General features: G+C 69.8%; 13 protein-coding genes. 8 read left to right on the forward strand and 5 right to left on the reverse strand.

All coding sequences use genetic code 11. The annotated features are described in order from the left end of the window. The first annotated feature begins 448 nt into the window (after positions 1-448). The 3 genes from KOI47_RS06535 (at position 449) to KOI47_RS06545 (ending at position 4,048) form a co-directional block, all read left to right on the forward strand. Entirely contained in the window at positions 449-1,504 is a 1,056-nt protein-coding gene (locus KOI47_RS06535) for an alpha/beta hydrolase (protein ID WP_216214863.1), read from the forward strand. Positions 1,505-1,591: 87 nt separating this feature from the next. After that, positions 1,592-2,509: an AurF N-oxygenase family protein gene (locus tag KOI47_RS06540; protein WP_216214865.1), complete on the forward strand. Its 918-nt coding sequence runs from the start codon at positions 1,592-1,594 to the stop codon at positions 2,507-2,509. Between the two features lie 6 nt (positions 2,510-2,515). Further along, positions 2,516-4,048: an FAD-dependent oxidoreductase gene (locus KOI47_RS06545; protein ID WP_216214868.1), complete on the forward strand. Its 1,533-nt coding sequence runs from the start codon at positions 2,516-2,518 to the stop codon at positions 4,046-4,048. Positions 4,049-4,096: 48 nt separating this feature from the next. Here the strand turns inward: KOI47_RS06545 and KOI47_RS06550 are convergent, their stop codons facing one another. Then, a complete protein-coding gene (locus tag KOI47_RS06550) occupies positions 4,097-5,431 on the reverse strand; it encodes a carboxylesterase family protein (protein ID WP_216214870.1) in 1,335 nt (444 codons plus the stop codon). Positions 5,432-5,556: 125 nt separating this feature from the next. Between KOI47_RS06550 and KOI47_RS06555 the strand changes: the two genes are divergently transcribed. Then, positions 5,557-5,883: a hypothetical protein gene (locus KOI47_RS06555; RefSeq protein ID WP_216214872.1), complete on the forward strand. Its 327-nt coding sequence runs from the start codon at positions 5,557-5,559 to the stop codon at positions 5,881-5,883. A 21-nt stretch (positions 5,884-5,904) separates the two neighbouring features. On the opposite strand, the gene KOI47_RS06560 is transcribed toward KOI47_RS06555, so the two are convergent. From KOI47_RS06560 to KOI47_RS06570, 3 genes are read right to left on the reverse strand one after another with little or no spacing between them, the layout of a single operon-like run. Beyond that, entirely contained in the window at positions 5,905-6,729 is an 825-nt protein-coding gene (locus tag KOI47_RS06560; RefSeq protein ID WP_216217133.1) for a carbohydrate ABC transporter permease, read from the reverse strand. Between the two features lie 2 nt (positions 6,730-6,731). Beyond that, positions 6,732-7,607 carry a carbohydrate ABC transporter permease gene (locus KOI47_RS06565; RefSeq protein WP_216214874.1) on the reverse strand — a complete coding sequence of 292 codons (876 nt, stop codon included), beginning with the start codon at positions 7,605-7,607 and terminating at the stop codon, positions 6,732-6,734. Positions 7,608-7,621: 14 nt separating this feature from the next. Continuing rightward, complete coding sequence (locus KOI47_RS06570) at positions 7,622-8,905, reverse strand: ABC transporter substrate-binding protein (protein WP_216214876.1); 1,284 nt, start codon at positions 8,903-8,905, stop codon at positions 7,622-7,624. A gap of 240 nt (positions 8,906-9,145) precedes the next feature. Here KOI47_RS06570 and KOI47_RS06575 point away from each other — a divergent pair, with 240 nt between their 5' ends. The 4 genes from KOI47_RS06575 (at position 9,146) to KOI47_RS06590 (ending at position 15,136) form a co-directional block, all read left to right on the forward strand. Then, a complete protein-coding gene (locus KOI47_RS06575; RefSeq protein WP_216214878.1) occupies positions 9,146-10,144 on the forward strand; it encodes a LacI family DNA-binding transcriptional regulator in 999 nt (332 codons plus the stop codon). A 73-nt stretch (positions 10,145-10,217) separates the two neighbouring features. After that, complete coding sequence (locus tag KOI47_RS06580; RefSeq protein WP_232376575.1) at positions 10,218-12,548, forward strand: beta-xylosidase/alpha-l-arabinosidase; 2,331 nt, start codon at positions 10,218-10,220, stop codon at positions 12,546-12,548. Between the two features lie 75 nt (positions 12,549-12,623). Beyond that, entirely contained in the window at positions 12,624-13,985 is a 1,362-nt protein-coding gene (locus tag KOI47_RS06585; RefSeq protein WP_216214880.1) for an endo-1,4-beta-xylanase, read from the forward strand. 149 nt (positions 13,986-14,134) lie between these two features. Continuing rightward, entirely contained in the window at positions 14,135-15,136 is a 1,002-nt protein-coding gene (locus KOI47_RS06590) for a hypothetical protein (protein WP_216214882.1), read from the forward strand. Between the two features lie 18 nt (positions 15,137-15,154). Here KOI47_RS06590 and KOI47_RS06595 read toward each other — a convergent pair whose 3' ends face one another. Next, positions 15,155-15,928, reverse strand: coding sequence for a methionyl-tRNA formyltransferase (locus KOI47_RS06595; RefSeq protein WP_232376576.1), 774 nt, complete (start codon positions 15,926-15,928; stop codon positions 15,155-15,157). Positions 15,929-15,976: the final 48 nt, after the last annotated feature.

The following is a 15,976-nucleotide window of genomic DNA, read 5'->3' on the forward strand; positions in this document are numbered from 1 at the left end:
GGTGGTCCAGAACAGTTCCGGACCATCGCATTCTCGCTACGGCGTCATGATGACACGGAGCAAATCTTAGGGCGCTCCACGGTCCCGTTTCCACGTCGACCCGTATTCGCCCGATCAAGATCCGCAATTCCGCACTCGATTAGGTTCTACTCGATCGAGTGGCATGACGGATACGGTGTCTTTCCTCGACAGTCAGCCTCCCTTCTGGTGTCGAGCACGTGCGAATGCACGTGCATCGCCAAGTGTGGTGGTGTCGGTACGCGCCCAGCCAGCATTCTGCGCCGAACGGTGAGCACGATGCGCTGACCGGCGAGGTGCCGGCCGGTGAGGCTGAATCTTCCCGTGTGTCAACCACGGCGGACTCCCCGTTGACCGCCACGGACGGATGTGCGGGCCCGCACCGGACGGGAATCGTGACGGCACCAGTCAGGCGAGTGGGGAGGTTCCCATGAGGAAAGACCGAAACCGGCGCCGTATGCGCGCGCTGTGCGGGGTGCTGGCGCTGGTGGCCGCGATACCGATGGCGAGCGGGACCGCGGCCGCAGGCCCGCGGCACGGGGTGGTGGACGCCGGGTCCGCCCGCTCGGCGGGCGGTGCGACCTGCCGGGGCATCCACTTCCCGGTCACCATGAGCCCGGATGAACCGGCGGTCCACCGCGTTTTCGCCCGGTTGTGCGCCCGGGGCAGGCCCACCGCGCGTACCCCGGTGCAGATCCTGTTGCACGGGGGCAGCTACGACCATTCCTACTGGGACTGGCCGTACCGGCCGAACCGGTACTCCTACGTCCGGCACGCCACCAGGCGCGGCTTCGCCACGCTCAACGTCGACCGGCTCGGCTACGGGCGCAGTGACCGGCCGGACCCGCGCCGGCTCGACTTCCGGGTCGCCGGGTACGTCACCCACCAGCTGGTCCGGTACCTGCGCGCGGGTGCCCTCGGCGTGCGGTTCCGTACCGTGGTGCTGAACGGTCATTCGATGGGCGGCATCACGGCCGAGCACGCGGCGGCCCACGGCGGGGTGGACGCGATGATCATCAGCGGCCTCGCCCCGGACCGGGCGGCCGTCCGGGGGCGGGCCGAGGACGGCGCCCCGGTTTTCCATCCGGCCGAACAGGACCCGAAGTTCGCCTGCCGGAACTGGCCGGCCGGTTACTTCACCACGGTTCCCGGAACCAGGGCGGAGATGTTCCTCGCCGGCGGCGACTACGACCCGGCGATCGTGCCCTATGAGGAGGCATTGAAGGACACGCTGACCGCGGCCGAGCTGCGCGCGGTCGGCCAGGATCCCGGTCCCGCCGCTGCCCGTACCGCGGTGCCCGCGTTCTACGTGCTCGGGCAGTACGACCGGATCGCCTGCCGCACCGGGGACTGTCGTACGGACCCCGCGGGCAGGTCGGCCGACCGGATCATTGCCGACACCGGGCACTCGATCAACACCAGCGGGCATGCGGGCGCGTTCTACCGCGCGACCTTCCGGTGGCTGGCCCGGCTCGGCATCCGGTGACCGGCGTGGGTTGTGCACTCCTCCAACTTGGTGTTACCTTCAGTAACAGTAAATCTAGGTAACGGTAAGACCTCGTCAGGAGCCGCTATGACCAGCGTCGACAGTCCTCAGCACACCGACGCCTCCCAGTCCGATCGCCAGGCGGTCGCGCAGCGGCTGCTGGACTCATCGGAGACCTTGTCCTACGACCCGGTCACCGAGGTCGACTGGGAGACGCCGCTGGACACGAGCTACCACGGCGCGAGCCCGGAGTGGAGCACCCTGTACGGGACCTCGTACTGGAAGGAGATGACCCCGGAGCAGCAGCGCGAGCTGACCCGCCAGGAGGCGGCATCGGTCGCCAGCACCGGGATCTGGTTCGAGATGATCCTGCAGCAGATGGTGCTGCGGGACTTCTACGCCAAGGACCCGACCGACCCGGCTTTCCAGTGGGCGCTGACCGAGATCGCCGACGAGTGCAGGCACTCGATCATGTTCGCGCGCGGCGCGGCGAAGCTGCGTGCCCCGGCCTACCGGCCGCGGCGGATGGTGGTCGAACTCGGCAGGGTGTTCAAGACGGTGGCCTTCGGGGAGGCCGCCTATGCGGCGATCCTGGTCGCCGAGGAGGTCCTCGACGTGATGCAGCGGGACTGGATGCGCGACGAGCGGGTCGTGCCCTTCGTCCGTACGGTCAACAACATCCACGTGGTCGAGGAATCCCGGCACATGAAGTTCGCCAGGGAGGAGACCAAGGAACGGCTGGAGGGCGCAGGCAGGCTGCGTAAGCAGATCAACGCACTGGTGGTGGCCATCGCGTCCTACTTCATCGTCACCAGCATGGTGAACAAGAAGGTCTATGCCAACGCCGGGCTGGACACCAAGCGGGCCGTGCGCGAGGCCGCGGCGAACCAGCACCACAAGTCGATGCTGCGCTCCAGCTGCGCCGGGCTGATGGAGTTCCTCAACTCGGCCGGGCTGCTGACCAGGGCGTCCATGTGGTTCTACAAGCGCGCCAACCTGATCTGAACCACCATGGCCTTCGCGATCACGCAGACCTGCTGCAACGACGCATCCTGCGTCGCGGTGTGCCCGGTCAACTGCATCCACCCCACGCCGGACGAGCCCGATTTCGGCAGCACCGAGATGCTGTACATCGACCCGGACAGCTGCATCGACTGCGGCGCCTGCGCGGATGCGTGCCCGGTCGACGCGATCTTCCCGGTGGACGCCCTGACCGGGCCGTTCCAGGCGTATGCCGAGATCAATGCCGAGTACTACACCGGCTCCGACCCGGCCGCGGTGGCGCAGGGGACCTCGCCGAACTTTCACGCGTGGAACCCGCCGACGTTCACCCGCACCATCCCCAGTGACTTCGCTCCGCTGGACGTCGCCGTGGTCGGCACCGGCCCGGCCGGGATGTACGCCGTCGAGGACCTGTTGCTGCACACCAACTCGCGGGTCACCCTGATCGACCGCCTGGGCGCCCCCGGCGGCCTCGTCCGCTACGGCGTGGCCCCCGACCACCCGTCCACGAAGAAGATCGGCGAGGTGTTCGCCCGCTTCTACAGCCATCCCCGGCTGCGCCTGCGCCTCGGCGTCGAGGTGGGCCGGGACGTCTCGGCCGAGGAACTGGCCGACCGGCACGACGCGGTGATCTACGCCGTCGGCGCATCCTCGGCACGCAGGCTCGGGATCCCCGGCGAGGACCTGCCGGGCAGCATCGCCGCGACCACCCTGGTGGGCTGGTACAACGGCCACCCGGACGTGCCGCCGGACACGATCGACCTGTCCGCGGAGCGCGCCGTGGTGGTCGGCAACGGCAACGTCGCCCTCGACGTGGCGCGGATCCTGACCGCCGACCCCGGCACCCTGCGGGACACCACGATCTCTCCGCAAGCGCTTGCCATGCTGGAGTCCAGCAAGGTCCGCGAGGTCGTGCTACTCGGCCGTCGCGGCCCGGAGACCGCCGCATACACCAGCCCGGAACTGCGCGCCCTCACCCAGCAGGGGGAGGTCGACCTGGTCGTGGACGGGTCGGACCCGCGCACGGCGCAGGCCATCGACATCGACACCGCCGCCACCCCGGCAGGCAAGGCCGGGCTGCTGCGCGGCCTGCGCCGGGAGCGGATCGACTGGTCCGCGCCGCCCCCGGACGGGCGCAGGCGCATCGTGCTCCGGTTCCACTCCGCCCCGGTGGAGATTCTCGGCGACGGTCAGGTGCGGGGGGTGCGGGTCACCGGAGCCGAGGGTGCCGAGGAGGTCACCGCGGGTCAGGTCGTGCGCGCCATCGGCTACCGGGGAACCCCGTTGCCAGGGCTGCCCTTCGACCAGGACACCGGCACCGTCCCGCACTCCGGTGGGCGGGTTCGGGACCGGCAGGGGACCTATGTGGTCGGCTGGATCAAGCGAGGCCCCTCCGGGGGCATCGGCGCCAACCGCACCTGCGCGCGGGAAACGGTGAGCACCCTGCTGGAGGACGCCATCGCGGGTCGGCTGCGTACCCCAGGACGCCGCCGCCGCGGCCTGGCCACGCTGGCCGCGCCGCTGCGCGGGTGGCGCCGGTAACCGCACCGGCGGACAGCCGGGCCCGAGCGGGGACGTCGAATCCGGACCTCAGTCCGGAGGGAACTCGACCGTGTCATTCGCCGCACCGGCCGGAGTCGTCCCGGTGCGGGCGAAGTCGGCCCAGATCCGGCGGACCAGCCTGCCGCGCCGGTCGATGTCCTGCCACCTGGCCGAGCCGAGCAGGCGGCTGCCCTCCCATGCCTCGCGGGTGCCGAGCAGCAGGGGAATATCCGTGATGTGCGCGGCACCGAACTCGCTGCCCGCCGGACGCCAGGTCAGCAGGTACCGGGAGGCGCGCCCGCCCGCCGCCCGGTGCCTGCGCGCGAACTCCTTCGCCGGTGTCTCGTAGATCTTGCGGGTGGACGGCGCGACCACCGCGTGCCGGGCCCACCCGCCGAGCACCGGGATGCGGAACAGGCGGTTGAGTGCCGGTACCGCCGCGGCGAACAGCGCCGTCTCCTCCCGCGTGCAGCCGATGAGGAGGTCGATACGCGGGGCCACCGCCCGCCACGCCCGGTCCCGGTCGGCCTCCCCTGCCAGCGGCGGCAGGCCGTACTGGACCCCGAACGGCATCCCGCCCCGTAGGCCGAACCGGCGCGCGGCCTGCTCCGCCACCACCTGCCGGGCGAGGACCGTCTCCACCGGGGCCGCGGGTTCCGGCTTACCCACCGCAGCCAACATGGCCGCGGTCATCGCGGCACGTCCGTGCGTTATCCCCAGCGGTGCGCTCTGGATGATCACCCGCCGGAACAGTCCTTCCGCCCCCTCGCTGATCATCAGATGCGCTATCGCGTCGCCGCCTGCCGACTGGCCGAACAGGGTCACCGCATCGGGATCCCCGCCGAACGCGGCGATATTGGCCCGGATCCAGCGCAGGGCGGCCAGTTGGTCGAGCAGGCCGAGGTTCGCGGGCACGGCCGTGCCGTCGCCGAGGAAACCGAACACCCCGAGCCGGTAGGTGACCGTCACGACCACCACCCGCTGCTCGGCGACCAGGCTGCGCGGATCGTAGACGGCGAGGTCCCCGGCGCCGGTGACGTAGGAACCGCCGTGGATCCACACCAGCACCGGCAGTCGCTCGCCATCCGCGAGGTCCGCGGGCAGGGTGATCGAAAGGCGCTGGCAGTGCTCGTCCTGGCCGAGGTCGTCCGCCCCGATCAGCCGGGCCAGCAACTCCGAGGAGCGCTGCGGGGCGGCAGGGGCGCGTTCGGTCGCGACGAGTGGTTCGTCCCGTGGGGCCGCTGGGCGAGGCGGCGCGAAGCGTTCCGCCCGCGCGTACGGGATGCCGAGTGCCCGCACCACCTCACCGTCCACCCGGCAGCGCACCGGGCCCGACGGGGTGTCCAAGGTCCGCGTCTGTTCTTCTCCCGTGGTTGCGGACACGTCATCCCTCCTCAACGCCTGCGTGACGGTCGCTTGCGGAGCCTACGCATGGGCGCGGGCCCGGGCTGCCGAACCCGGTAGTCCTACTCAGGCGCCGCCCCGCCGCGGGCTGCCAGGCTGGTGTGATGGACCGACCCGTTCCACACCGGCGCCCCGCGGTGGCGTTCGCCGGGTTCGCCCTGCCGGTGACCTTGCTGCTGCTCACGGTGCTCGCTCTGCGCGGGGACTACCTGGCCGGAGCGGGCTGGCGCGGCGGCGAGTACGCGTTCGCGTTCTTCGCCGTCGCCACCACCGCCGTGCTCGGCGGCAGTGCGCTCAAGGTGGTGCCCCCGCGCTCGCCGTGGCGCTCGTTCGGCACCGGCCTGCTGCTCGGCGGCGCATTCGGCTTCCTCGCCATTGCCGCGTTCGTGGCCGCCGTCATGATCGCCCTTTCGACCTGGCAAGGACCGTGAGGCGGCGGTCACCACCAGCCGCTACCTGCCGAAGCCCGCGGTCAGGCCGCTGAGCAGGAACCGGCGGCCGACCAGGTAGACCACGAAGATGGGCAGCACCGACAGGGTCACCGCGGCGAGCAGGCCGGGCACGTTCGTGCCGAACTGGCCCTGGAACTCCCACAGCCCGAGGGTGAGCGTGCGGGTTTCGGCGGACTGGGTCAGCACCAATGGGAAGATGAAACCGTTCCACGCCATCAGCGCGGTGTAGATCCCGACCGTGACCACCGCCGGTTTGGCCAGCGGCAGCACCAGGTTGAACAGTGTCCGCAGTGGACCGGCCCCGTCGATCTCCTGCGCCTCGTACAGCTCCTTCGGCACATCGCGCAGGCTGTTGGTCATGACCAGGGTGGCGACCGGAAGCGCGAAGGCCGCGGTTGGCAGGATGACCGCGAGCAGGGTGTCGTAGAGGCGCAGGTTGGTGATGATCAGGTAGACGGGAATGATCGTGGCCTGTGCCGGGATGGCCAGCCCCATCAGCAGCAGGGTGAATCCACGTTGGACGAACCGGCTGGAGCTTCTGGTCACGGCGTAGGCCGCGGGTACGGCACAGGCGAGCACGATCGCCACCGCCCCCGCGGTAACGATGATGTTGTTCAGCAGGTACCGCCCGAATCCGCCCGCGAGCACGCTGCGGTAGTTCTCCAGCGTCGGGTTCGCAGGCAACGCCAGCGGGTTGCCGGAAAGGTAGTCCTCGCTGCCGCGCAGGCTCGCCGCCACCAGGTAGTACAGCGGAACGGCCACTACGACCAGCCAGAGCACCGCGCCGACCCCGGCCATGACGTTCGGCCTGCGCCTGCGGAGCATGATCACTGGCCCTCCTGCTGACTGCGCATCTCGCGGAACCGGGTCACCCGCATCATGATCAGCGACACCGTGGTGCCGAACACCAGCAGCAGCACCGCGATCGTGCTCGCGTAACCCATCTCGAACCCGACGAAACCGGTGTCGTACATGTAGAGCGGGGCGATCCGGGTGGCGGTGCCCGGCCCGCCACCGGTCAGGATCAGCACGGTGTCGAAGGTGGTCAGCGATCCGACGACCATCAGGATCGAGGAGGTGACGATCGTGTACCGCAGCTGCGGGAGGGTGATCAGCCGGAACCGGCTGAACCGGCTCGCCCCGTCGATGATCGCCGCGTCGTACATCGTGGTCGGGATGGCCCTGGTCGCGCCCTGGTAGAGCAGCGCGTGGAACGGGATGTACTGCCAGCTCACCACGAACACCACGGTGTAGAGCGCCAGCCGCGGATCACCGAGGAACTGTGGCAGGGAGAACGCGGACACGGCCTGGGGGAGGCCGAAGTTGGGGTTCAGCAGCGACTGCCACAGCAGCGCGATGGCCGCGGTGGACAGCAGTAGCGGGATGAAGAACACCGAGCCGAGCACCGCACGGTTGCGCTGCCTTCCTGCCGACCAGACCCCGATGAGCAGGGCCACCGGGGTCTGGACGGCCCAGGCGAGCGCGGTGAACAGCACGGTCAGTCCGAGCGACTCCCTTGCGGCGGGGTCGGTGAGCAGCCGCGACCAGTTCTCCAGCCCGAGGAAGGCCGGGGTCTCCAGACCCTGCCAGGAGGTGAGGCTCAGGTACAGCACGAGCACCATCGGCAGCGCGGCGAACAGGCCGAAGAAGCCGAAGGCCGGTACCGCGTACCACAGGGAAGGTCGCTGATGGACTGTCGACATAGGAATGTGCTACCTCACCTGCTGGCGAGCGCGTCGACGAAGGCCTGCGGGGTCAGGTTGCCGAGGAAGAACTCCTGGAGTTGGGTCAGCAGGTACTCGGCGTCCGCGGCAGGCAGGTCCTGGTCCCAGGAGAGCTGGAAGTTCGGCGCATCCCGCACCAGCCCGTAGACCCAGGTGGTGAAGTCGGCATTGGGCGCGGCGGCGAGCTTGTCCTCGATCCCGGTCACCGTCGGCACGTCACCGGCCGCGATCAGTGCGTCGACGTACTCCGGGTCGTGCAGGGTGGTGGAGACGAACTCGGTGGCCGCCTCCGGCGCGCCCGCGGTGACCGAGTAGAAGTTCGTCGGGTTGCCGACCACGTTGCCGGGATCGCCCTCCCCACCAGAGATTGCCGGGAACGGCAGCCAGCCGAGGTCGCCACCCTCGACGAACTCGGGGTTCGCCTCCAGTTGGCGGGAGTACTCCCAGGAACCCATCAGCATCATCCCGGCCCGCCCCTGCGCCAGCAGCGTGGAGGCCGCGCTGTCGTCCCAGGTCAGCGAGGAGAAGTTGGCGCCGAACGCGCCCCGGTCGAGCAGCTCCCCGAGCTTGGTCATCGCCGCCAGCACCGCGGGGTCCCGCCAGCCCGCGGGGCCGTCCTGGCGGATGGTCTGGAACACCTCAGGACCGGCGAGCCGATCGAGGACGTACTCGGCCCACATCAGCTCGGTCCAGGCCTGCGCCCCCGGCAGGGCGATGGGGGTGACCCCGGCCTCCTTCAGGCCGTCCACGGCTGCGAGCAGGTCCGCCCAGGTCCGCGGGGCCTGCACCCCCGCGTCGGCGAACACCTTCTTGTTGTAGAACAGCACCACCGGCTGCATCCCGCGCATCGGGATGCCGTAGTACCTGCCGTCCAGCCGGGCCGTCTCCAGCACGCTGGGGATGAAGGCGGACTGGAGTTCGGGGTCGGCCTCCAGCACCGGGGTCAGATCGGCCACCTTGCCCGCGTCCACGTACTCCGCGAGGTTGCCGCCGCCCCAGTTGAAGAACACATCCGGCGCGTTCGGCGAGCCCAGCGAGACCCGCAGCTTCTGCTTGTACGGATCGTTGACGAAGGTCTCCAGCTTCGCCCGCCCATCGGTGCCGGAGTTGAACCGCTCGATCGACTCCTGCTCGACCGGGTTGAGCGCGGGGTCCTGCAGCGCCCATACGGTGACGCCCCCGGCGCCGCCCGCAGCCGGTCCCGTCGTCCCGCACGCGGCCAGCGTGAGCGCGGCAACCGCCGCGCCCAGCGCCGTGCCCACTGATCGGCGCACCATCGCACCGCCCACCTTCCAGTTCGAAACTTTTTCGAAACGTATTCGACTCGGCAGGGAAGTTAGAGTCGGCTCAGGGGTGTGTCAAGGCGCACAGTCTTCGGAAAAGTTTCGAGTTTAAGCAGCATAAGACGCTCTAGTCAGCTCGCCGTTCTTCGAAACTTTCCCGGCTTGTGTTTCGGAGATATTTCGATAAGCATGAACCTCATCACCTGGTTCGGGCCGTTCGAGCGAGGAGGAGAGATGACACGAAGCGGGTCCCGCAGGCCCACCCTTGCCGCCATCGCGCAGGCCGCGGGGGTCTCGCTGCCGACGGCCTCGAAAGTGCTCAACGGCAAGGATGACGTCTCCGCCGAGACCAGGGCCCGCGTGCGCAGGCTGCTGGAGGAGCACGAGTACATCCCGGTGGGGACCCGCCGCGCCGCGGCCGGCCAGGTGGTCATCGATCTGGTGTTCACCGCGCTGGACAGCCCGTGGGCGGTGGAGATCATCCGGGGCGTCGTGGACTCCGGGGTGCAGGCGGTGGTGTCGGCGATGGCGCATCGCAAGGACTGGGCGCAGACCCTCGTGCGGGCCCGGCGCGCGGGGGCGGTGCTGGTCACCTCCGAGCTGTCCAAGGCCGACCTGCGGCTGCTGGAGCGCGCCCGGCTTCCGCTCGTGGTGCTCGATCCGGCCGACCTGCCCAGCCCGGATGTGCCCAGCGTCGGCGCGACCAACTGGGCAGGCGGGCTGGCGGCCACCGAGCACCTGCTCGAACTGGGGCACCGGCGGATCGCCGTGATCGGCGGCCCGCCGGGGTTCCTGTGCAGCAAGGCCAGGATCGACGGGTACCGCACCGCGCTGGAGCGGGCAGGCGGCACCGCGCATCCCGAGCTGATCCGGCACGGGGACTTCCATCACGAGGGTGGGTACCGGGCCGCGGTCGAACTGCTCGACCTGCCGGACCCGCCCACGGCGATCTTCGCGGGCAGCGACGAGCAGGCGCTGGGCGCCATCGAGGCGGCCCGCCGCGCGGGCCTTACCGTGCCACGCGAGGTGAGCGTGGTCGGGTTCGACGACCTGCCGGTGGCGCGGTGGTCCTCCCCGCCGCTGACCACCATCCGGCAGCCGCTGGACGAGATGGGCAGGCTGGCCGGCCGCCTGCTCGCCGACCTGATCGCGGGCACGCCGCCCCGTAGCCACCGGATCGAACTGGCCACCGAGCTGATCGTGCGCTCCACCACCGCACCGCCCGCCCGCTGAGTCCGCCGACCACTCCGTGGCCACGACCGATGGTGGCCGCGGGAGTCCATCCTGCCGCGAAGAAGGAGCACGCGTGACCGCTCATGCCCAACCCGCCCGCACTTCCGGAGCACGCTGGGCCGATCCGGCCCTGCCCGTCGAGCAGCGGGTCGACCTGCTGCTCGCGGAGATGACTCCGGAGGAGAAGCTCGCCCAGCTCGTCGGGGTCTGGGTCGGGGTGTCCGAGGCAGGGGACGAGGTCGCGCCGGCGCAGCACGAGTTCGCCGAGCCGTTGCCGCCATGGGACGAGCTCACCCGCGCCGGCCTCGGCCAGCTGACCAGGGTGTTCGGCACCCGGCCTGTGGATCCGGTCGTTGGTGCGAAGGTGCTGGCCGAAACGCAGCGCAGGCTGGTGGACAACACCCGGCTGGGTATCCCGGCGATGGCACACGAGGAATGCCTTTCCGGGTTCACCGCATGGCAGGCCACCGTGTTCCCGGCCCCGCTGGCCTGGGGTGCCTCCTTCGACCCCGGCACGGTCGAGCGAATGGCCGCGCTGGTTGGCGCGAGCATGCGCACGGTCGGGGTGCACCAGGGACTCGCCCCGGTGCTGGACGTGTGCCGGGATCCCCGCTGGGGACGCACCGAGGAGACCATCGGCGAGGACCCCTACCTGGTGGGCATGCTCGGCGCGGCGTACACCCGCGGCCTGGAGTCCACCGGCATCGTGGCCACCCTCAAGCATTTCGCCGGTTACTCGGCATCGAGGGGCGGGCGCAACCACGCCCCGGTCTCGGCCGGGCCGAGGGAACTGCGTGACGTGCTGCTGCCGCCGTTCGAGCTGGCGCTGCGGCTCGGCGGCGCGCGATCGGTGATGCACTCCTATGCGGCCGTTGACGGTATGCCACCTGCGGCGGACGAGTGGCTGCTGACCGAGCTGCTGCGCGAAACCTGGGGCTTTCGCGGCGTCGTTGTCGCCGACTACTTCGGCGTGTCCTTTCTGGAAACAATGCACGGGGTGGCCGGGTCACCCGCGACGGCGGCCAAGCTGGCACTGACCGCCGGGGTGGATGTGGAGCTGCCGAGCGTGCGCTGCTATGGCGAGCCATTGGCCGAACTGGTGCGCTCGGGTGAGCTCGATATGTCCTATGTAGATCGATCAGTTGCCAGGGTGTTGCGTCAGAAGTGCCAGCTGGGTCTGCTCGACGCGGAATGGGAACCGCGGGCAGTGGACGCGGTGGACCTGGACTCACCCGAGTTGCGGTCGGTCGCACGGGCGCTGGCCGAGCGGTCGGTGGTGTTGCTGGAGAACGCGGAGGCACTGCCGCTCGCGCCGGGGCGGCTGGCCGTGGTGGGGCCGTGCGCGGACGAGGTGCTCTCCCTGTTCGGCTGCTATGCCTTCCCCAATCACGTCGGCACCCAGCACCCGGAGGTACCGCTGGGTATCGAGGTACGGACCGTGCTGGCTGCCCTGCGGGCCGAGTTCCCGGACGCCGAGGTGACCCATCAGCGGGGCTGCCAGGTCGAAGGAGACGATCACTCCGGGATCGCGGCGGCGACTGCCGCCGCGGCCACCGCCGAGGTCTGCGTCGCGGTGCTGGGCGACCGTTCCGGCCTGTTCGGCAGGGGCACATCCGGCGAGGGCTGCGACGCCGAGGATCTCGCCTTGCCAGGGGCGCAGGGCCCGCTGCTGGAGGCCCTGCTGGAGTCCGGAACCCCGGTCGTGGTGGTCCTGCTTTCCGGGCGGCCGTACGCGCTGGGCTCGGTCGCCGGCAGGGCCGCGGCGGTGGTACAGGCCTTCTTCCCCGGTGAGGAGGGCGCGGGCGCGGTGGCGGGGGTGCTGTCCGGGCGAGTCAACCCCTCGGGGCGGCTGCCGGTCCAGGTGCCCCGGCACCCCGGTGGCCAGCCTGCCGGGTACCTGCGTCCGCGGCTGGACTCGCCCAGCGGGGTCACCTCCGCCGACACCAGCCCGCTGTACGCCTTCGGGCACGGGCTTTCCTACACCTCCTTCGCCTACAACGGGCTGGAGCTCGGGCCGGAGCTGGCGACCGATGGCGAGGTCGAGGTCGCCTGCATGGTGCGCAACACCGGCACCGTGCCAGGGACCGAGGTCGTCCAGCTCTACCTGCACGACCCGGTGGCCCCGGTGGCGCGGCCGGTGTGCCAGCTCGCTGGCTTCACCAGGGTCGAGCTGGCACCCGGCGCGGCCGCGCGGGTGGTGTTCCGGCTGCACGCCGACCGGACCGCGTTCGCGGGCCGCGGCACCGAACTGGTCGTCGAACCTGGTGACCTGCGGGTGCATCTCGGATCGTCCAGTGTGGACTTACGGCTGTCCGGAACGGTTTCGCTCACCGGGCCGACCAGAGTGGTCGGGTATGACCGGGTGCTGCATACCCCGGTGACCGTCGAGCCCGAGACCTGCTGATGCCCCGCACGGATTTCGACAATTGTACCGACGAGAGAAGGGAAGCACATGTCGCGAACTGTCCGAGATGTCACCATGCCGTCCTGTTCCAGACGCAGGAAGGCGCGTTCCCGCGCGCTCGCGGCGGTGGCCCTCGCCGCGGCCGGGACGTTCACCGCGGCGAGTATGACCGTACTGGCCGGAACCGCCCATGCGGCCGACACCCTCGCCTCGGCCGCGGCGCAACAGGGACGGTACTTCGGGGCCGCCGTGGCGGCGAACCGCCTCGGCGAGTCGGGCTATGTCTCGACGCTCGACACCGAGTTCAACTCGGTGACCGCGGAGAACGAGATGAAGTGGGACGCCGTCGAGCCCAGCAGGGGCTCGTTCGACTTCGGTGCGGGTGACCGGATCGTCGATCACGCCAGGAGCAGGGGCATGTCGGTGCGCGGGCATACCCTGGTGTGGCATTCACAGCTGCCGGGTTGGGTCGGCAATCTCGGCGCGGGCGACCTGCGCTCCGCGATGAACAACCACATCACCACCGTGATGCGGCACTACCAGGGTGAGGTCGCCGCCTGGGATGTGGTGAACGAGGCGTTCCAGGACGGCGGAAGCGGAGCCCGGCGCAACTCGGCGTTCCAGAACAAGCTCGGCAACGGCTACATCGAGGAAGCCTTCCGCACCGCACGCACCGCCGACCCCGGCGCGAAACTGTGTTACAACGACTACAACACCGATGGCATCAACGCCAAGAGCAACGCCGTGTACAACATGGTGCGTGACTTCAAGGCACGCGGCGTACCGATCGACTGTGTGGGTTTCCAGTCCCATTTCAACAGTGCCTCCCCGGTGCCATCGGACTACCGGCAGAACCTGCAACGCTTCGCCGACCTCGGTGTGGAGGTGCAGATCACCGAACTCGACATCGAGGGCTCCGGCTCCGCGCAGGCGGACAGCTACCGCAGGGTGGTCGAAGCCTGCCTGGCCGTGTCACAGTGCACGGGTATCACCGTCTGGGGCGTGACGGACAAGTACTCCTGGCGTAGCGAAGGCACGCCACTGCTGTTCGATGGCAACTACAACAAGAAGCCCGCGTACCATGCCGTGCTCTCCGCCCTCGGCGGATCCGGCGGTGGCGGTGGTGACGAGCGCGGCTGCTCGGCCTCCTACAGCCCGGCGGAGCGGTGGAACGACCGGTTCAACGGCAAGGTGACCGTGACCGCAGGCGCGGCGGCGATCGACAACTGGACGGTGACCGTCACGGTGACCCCGCCACAGAAGATATCCGCCACCTGGAACGGCTCGCCCAGCTGGGACAGCAGTGGCAACGTGATGACCATGAAACCGAACGGGAACGGTTACCTGAACCCGGGAGCCTCCACCAGTTTCGGGTTCACGGTGATGACGAACGGCAACAACGCCGCACCGATCATCGGTGCCTGCACGGTCTCCTGATCGTCCCGGAACCGGGTGGCCGGGGCGGGAACCTCTCGCCCCGGCCACCCGGCCGTTGGCGCACATGATGGACTTCGCGGGTGAGTACTCGTGGAAACCGATGGAGTCGTTGGTGGGCGAGGTGGCGGTCCGGGGGCACGGCGCGGCCCGTGCTGGAGGCACGTCACCACGCGCGGATCGAACCGGCCCGGCCGGACCTGCGGCAGGTGTCGGCCTCGATCGGTCCCGCCGGCGAGCTTCTCGCCGTGTGGGCGGCGGAACCGGACCTGGCCGCGCTGACCGCGCGGGTGCAGCGCGGCGGGGGGAGTTTCGCCGTAACCCGCACCCCTCATCCCGTGTCGGTGGCGGTCACCACGTACGGCCCCGGAATGGCTGCCACTGTCTCGGTGCCCGATCTGCGGCTGACTTTCGTGACCCCGCAACCGCTGCCGGACGGGCAGGTGCTGCTGGTGGGCGGCAGGGCCGGGCTTGGCCCAGCGGGTGCCGACCATAACGCCGTTGTCTACGACGCCGAGGGGCTCGTGCTCGCCGAGGACACCCTTGGCGACGGGATCGAGCACGTGCTGACCACCAGCACCGGCGACATCTGGGTGGGATATTTCGACGAGGGGGTCTACGGCAATCATGGCTGGGGCGCCCCGGGTGGTAGGCCGCCGGTGGGCGAGTCCGGCCTGGTCCGGTTTTCCGCCGACCTGCGGCCGCAATGGTGGTTCCCCGCTCCCGAGCGGCACGAGTGGGACCCGATCAGCGACTGCTACGCGTTGAACGTGACCGAGGACGCCGTCTGGACCTGCTACTACACCGGCTTCCCCGTGATCCGCGTGCGGGAAGGCGTGCTCACCGGATGGCCGAACGAGGTGGCCGGAGCCAAGGCGCTGCTCGTGGGCGATTCCCGGATCGTGCTGTACGGCGGCTACCGGATGAACGGGAACGGGGATCGGCTGGTCAGCTGCGTCCTGGACGGTGAAAGAGTGCGTCCGGTCGGTGAGTACCGGCTCACCCTGCCCGGCGGCAGGCCGGTGCCCGCCGAGGCCGAGGTGGTCGGCCGGGGCCGGGATCTGCATCTGATCACCGAGGGCGACTGGTACCGGATCGACCTCGACCAGATCCCGCCGAACGGCGGTGCGCCGCCGCGGGGCGAACCGGAATGATCCGGCTCGACGCTGCCGTCACACGGGTTCGGCTGCGACGACCCAGATCGGGCCGTCCGCGCATTCGATCCTGGTGCCCTCGCCCGGGGTGAGCCGGGTGCGGATGAGCCGTACCCGGTCCGTGCCGATCCTGGCGAACGGTCCCGGGATGCCGGCTCCGAAGTAGAATGTTCGTACCTGGTTGTGGATGACCCTGGCGGGTGCGGACCAATCCACGTAACCGAACTCCTCCTCCAGTTGTGGCGCGCTGGTCGCCTCGGCCTCGTTCTGCGGAGTTCCTGCGTACCCCGCGGCGGCCAGGTCCAGTGCCTCGGTGACCACATCCCGCACCGCCGGGTTCACCAGGTTCCAGAAACGCTCGAAGGTCACGAACTCCGGCAGGACGATTCCGCCCCGCTGAGCGACGATGTTCCCGGTGTCGATCCGCTCGTCCATCCAGTGCGCGGTGACACCGGTCTCGCGGTCGCCGTTACGGATCGCCCACTGGATCGGCGAGGGACCGCGGTACCTCGGCAGCAGGGAAGGATGCACGTTCAACACGCCGATCCGGGCCGCGTCCAGTACCGCTCGCGGTAGCAGCCAGGACAGGCCGGAGACGACCGCCACGTCGATCCGGTATCCCGCCAATGCCACCGCGAGACCTTCCGTGCTTCCCGGCAACAGCAGGTCGACATCCGGCGGGATCCCGCCGAGAATGTCCGCGACCTTCGCGGCGGCGTTCTGACTGCTGGGTGTTCGCGGGCGGCTGGACCGTGCGTTGACATAGAGGACGGGCTCATGCCCACCATGCACGCTGCCGGATTCCAGCGCGGAGAATATGTCGGACCGAAACGATATCAG

Source organism: Amycolatopsis aidingensis, from assembly GCF_018885265.1.
Taxonomy (GTDB): Bacteria; Actinomycetota; Actinomycetes; order Mycobacteriales; family Pseudonocardiaceae; genus Amycolatopsis; species Amycolatopsis aidingensis.

Bases quoted from the DNA above. Each gene is read 5' to 3' on its own strand.
- KOI47_RS06535 (WP_216214863.1), top strand. From the start codon at position 449: ATGAGGAAAGACCGAAACCGGCGCCGTATGCGCGCGCTGTGCGGGGTG.
- KOI47_RS06540 (WP_216214865.1), top strand. From the start codon at position 1,592: ATGACCAGCGTCGACAGTCCTCAGCACACCGACGCCTCCCAGTCCGAT.
- KOI47_RS06545 (WP_216214868.1), top strand. From the start codon at position 2,516: ATGGCCTTCGCGATCACGCAGACCTGCTGCAACGACGCATCCTGCGTC.
- KOI47_RS06555 (WP_216214872.1), top strand. From the start codon at position 5,557: ATGGACCGACCCGTTCCACACCGGCGCCCCGCGGTGGCGTTCGCCGGG.
- KOI47_RS06560 (WP_216217133.1), bottom strand. From the start codon at position 6,729: ATGCTCCGCAGGCGCAGGCCGAACGTCATGGCCGGGGTCGGCGCGGTG.
- KOI47_RS06565 (WP_216214874.1), bottom strand. From the start codon at position 7,607: ATGTCGACAGTCCATCAGCGACCTTCCCTGTGGTACGCGGTACCGGCC.
- KOI47_RS06570 (WP_216214876.1), bottom strand. From the start codon at position 8,905: ATGGTGCGCCGATCAGTGGGCACGGCGCTGGGCGCGGCGGTTGCCGCG.
- KOI47_RS06575 (WP_216214878.1), top strand. From the start codon at position 9,146: ATGACACGAAGCGGGTCCCGCAGGCCCACCCTTGCCGCCATCGCGCAG.
- KOI47_RS06585 (WP_216214880.1), top strand. From the start codon at position 12,624: ATGCCGTCCTGTTCCAGACGCAGGAAGGCGCGTTCCCGCGCGCTCGCG.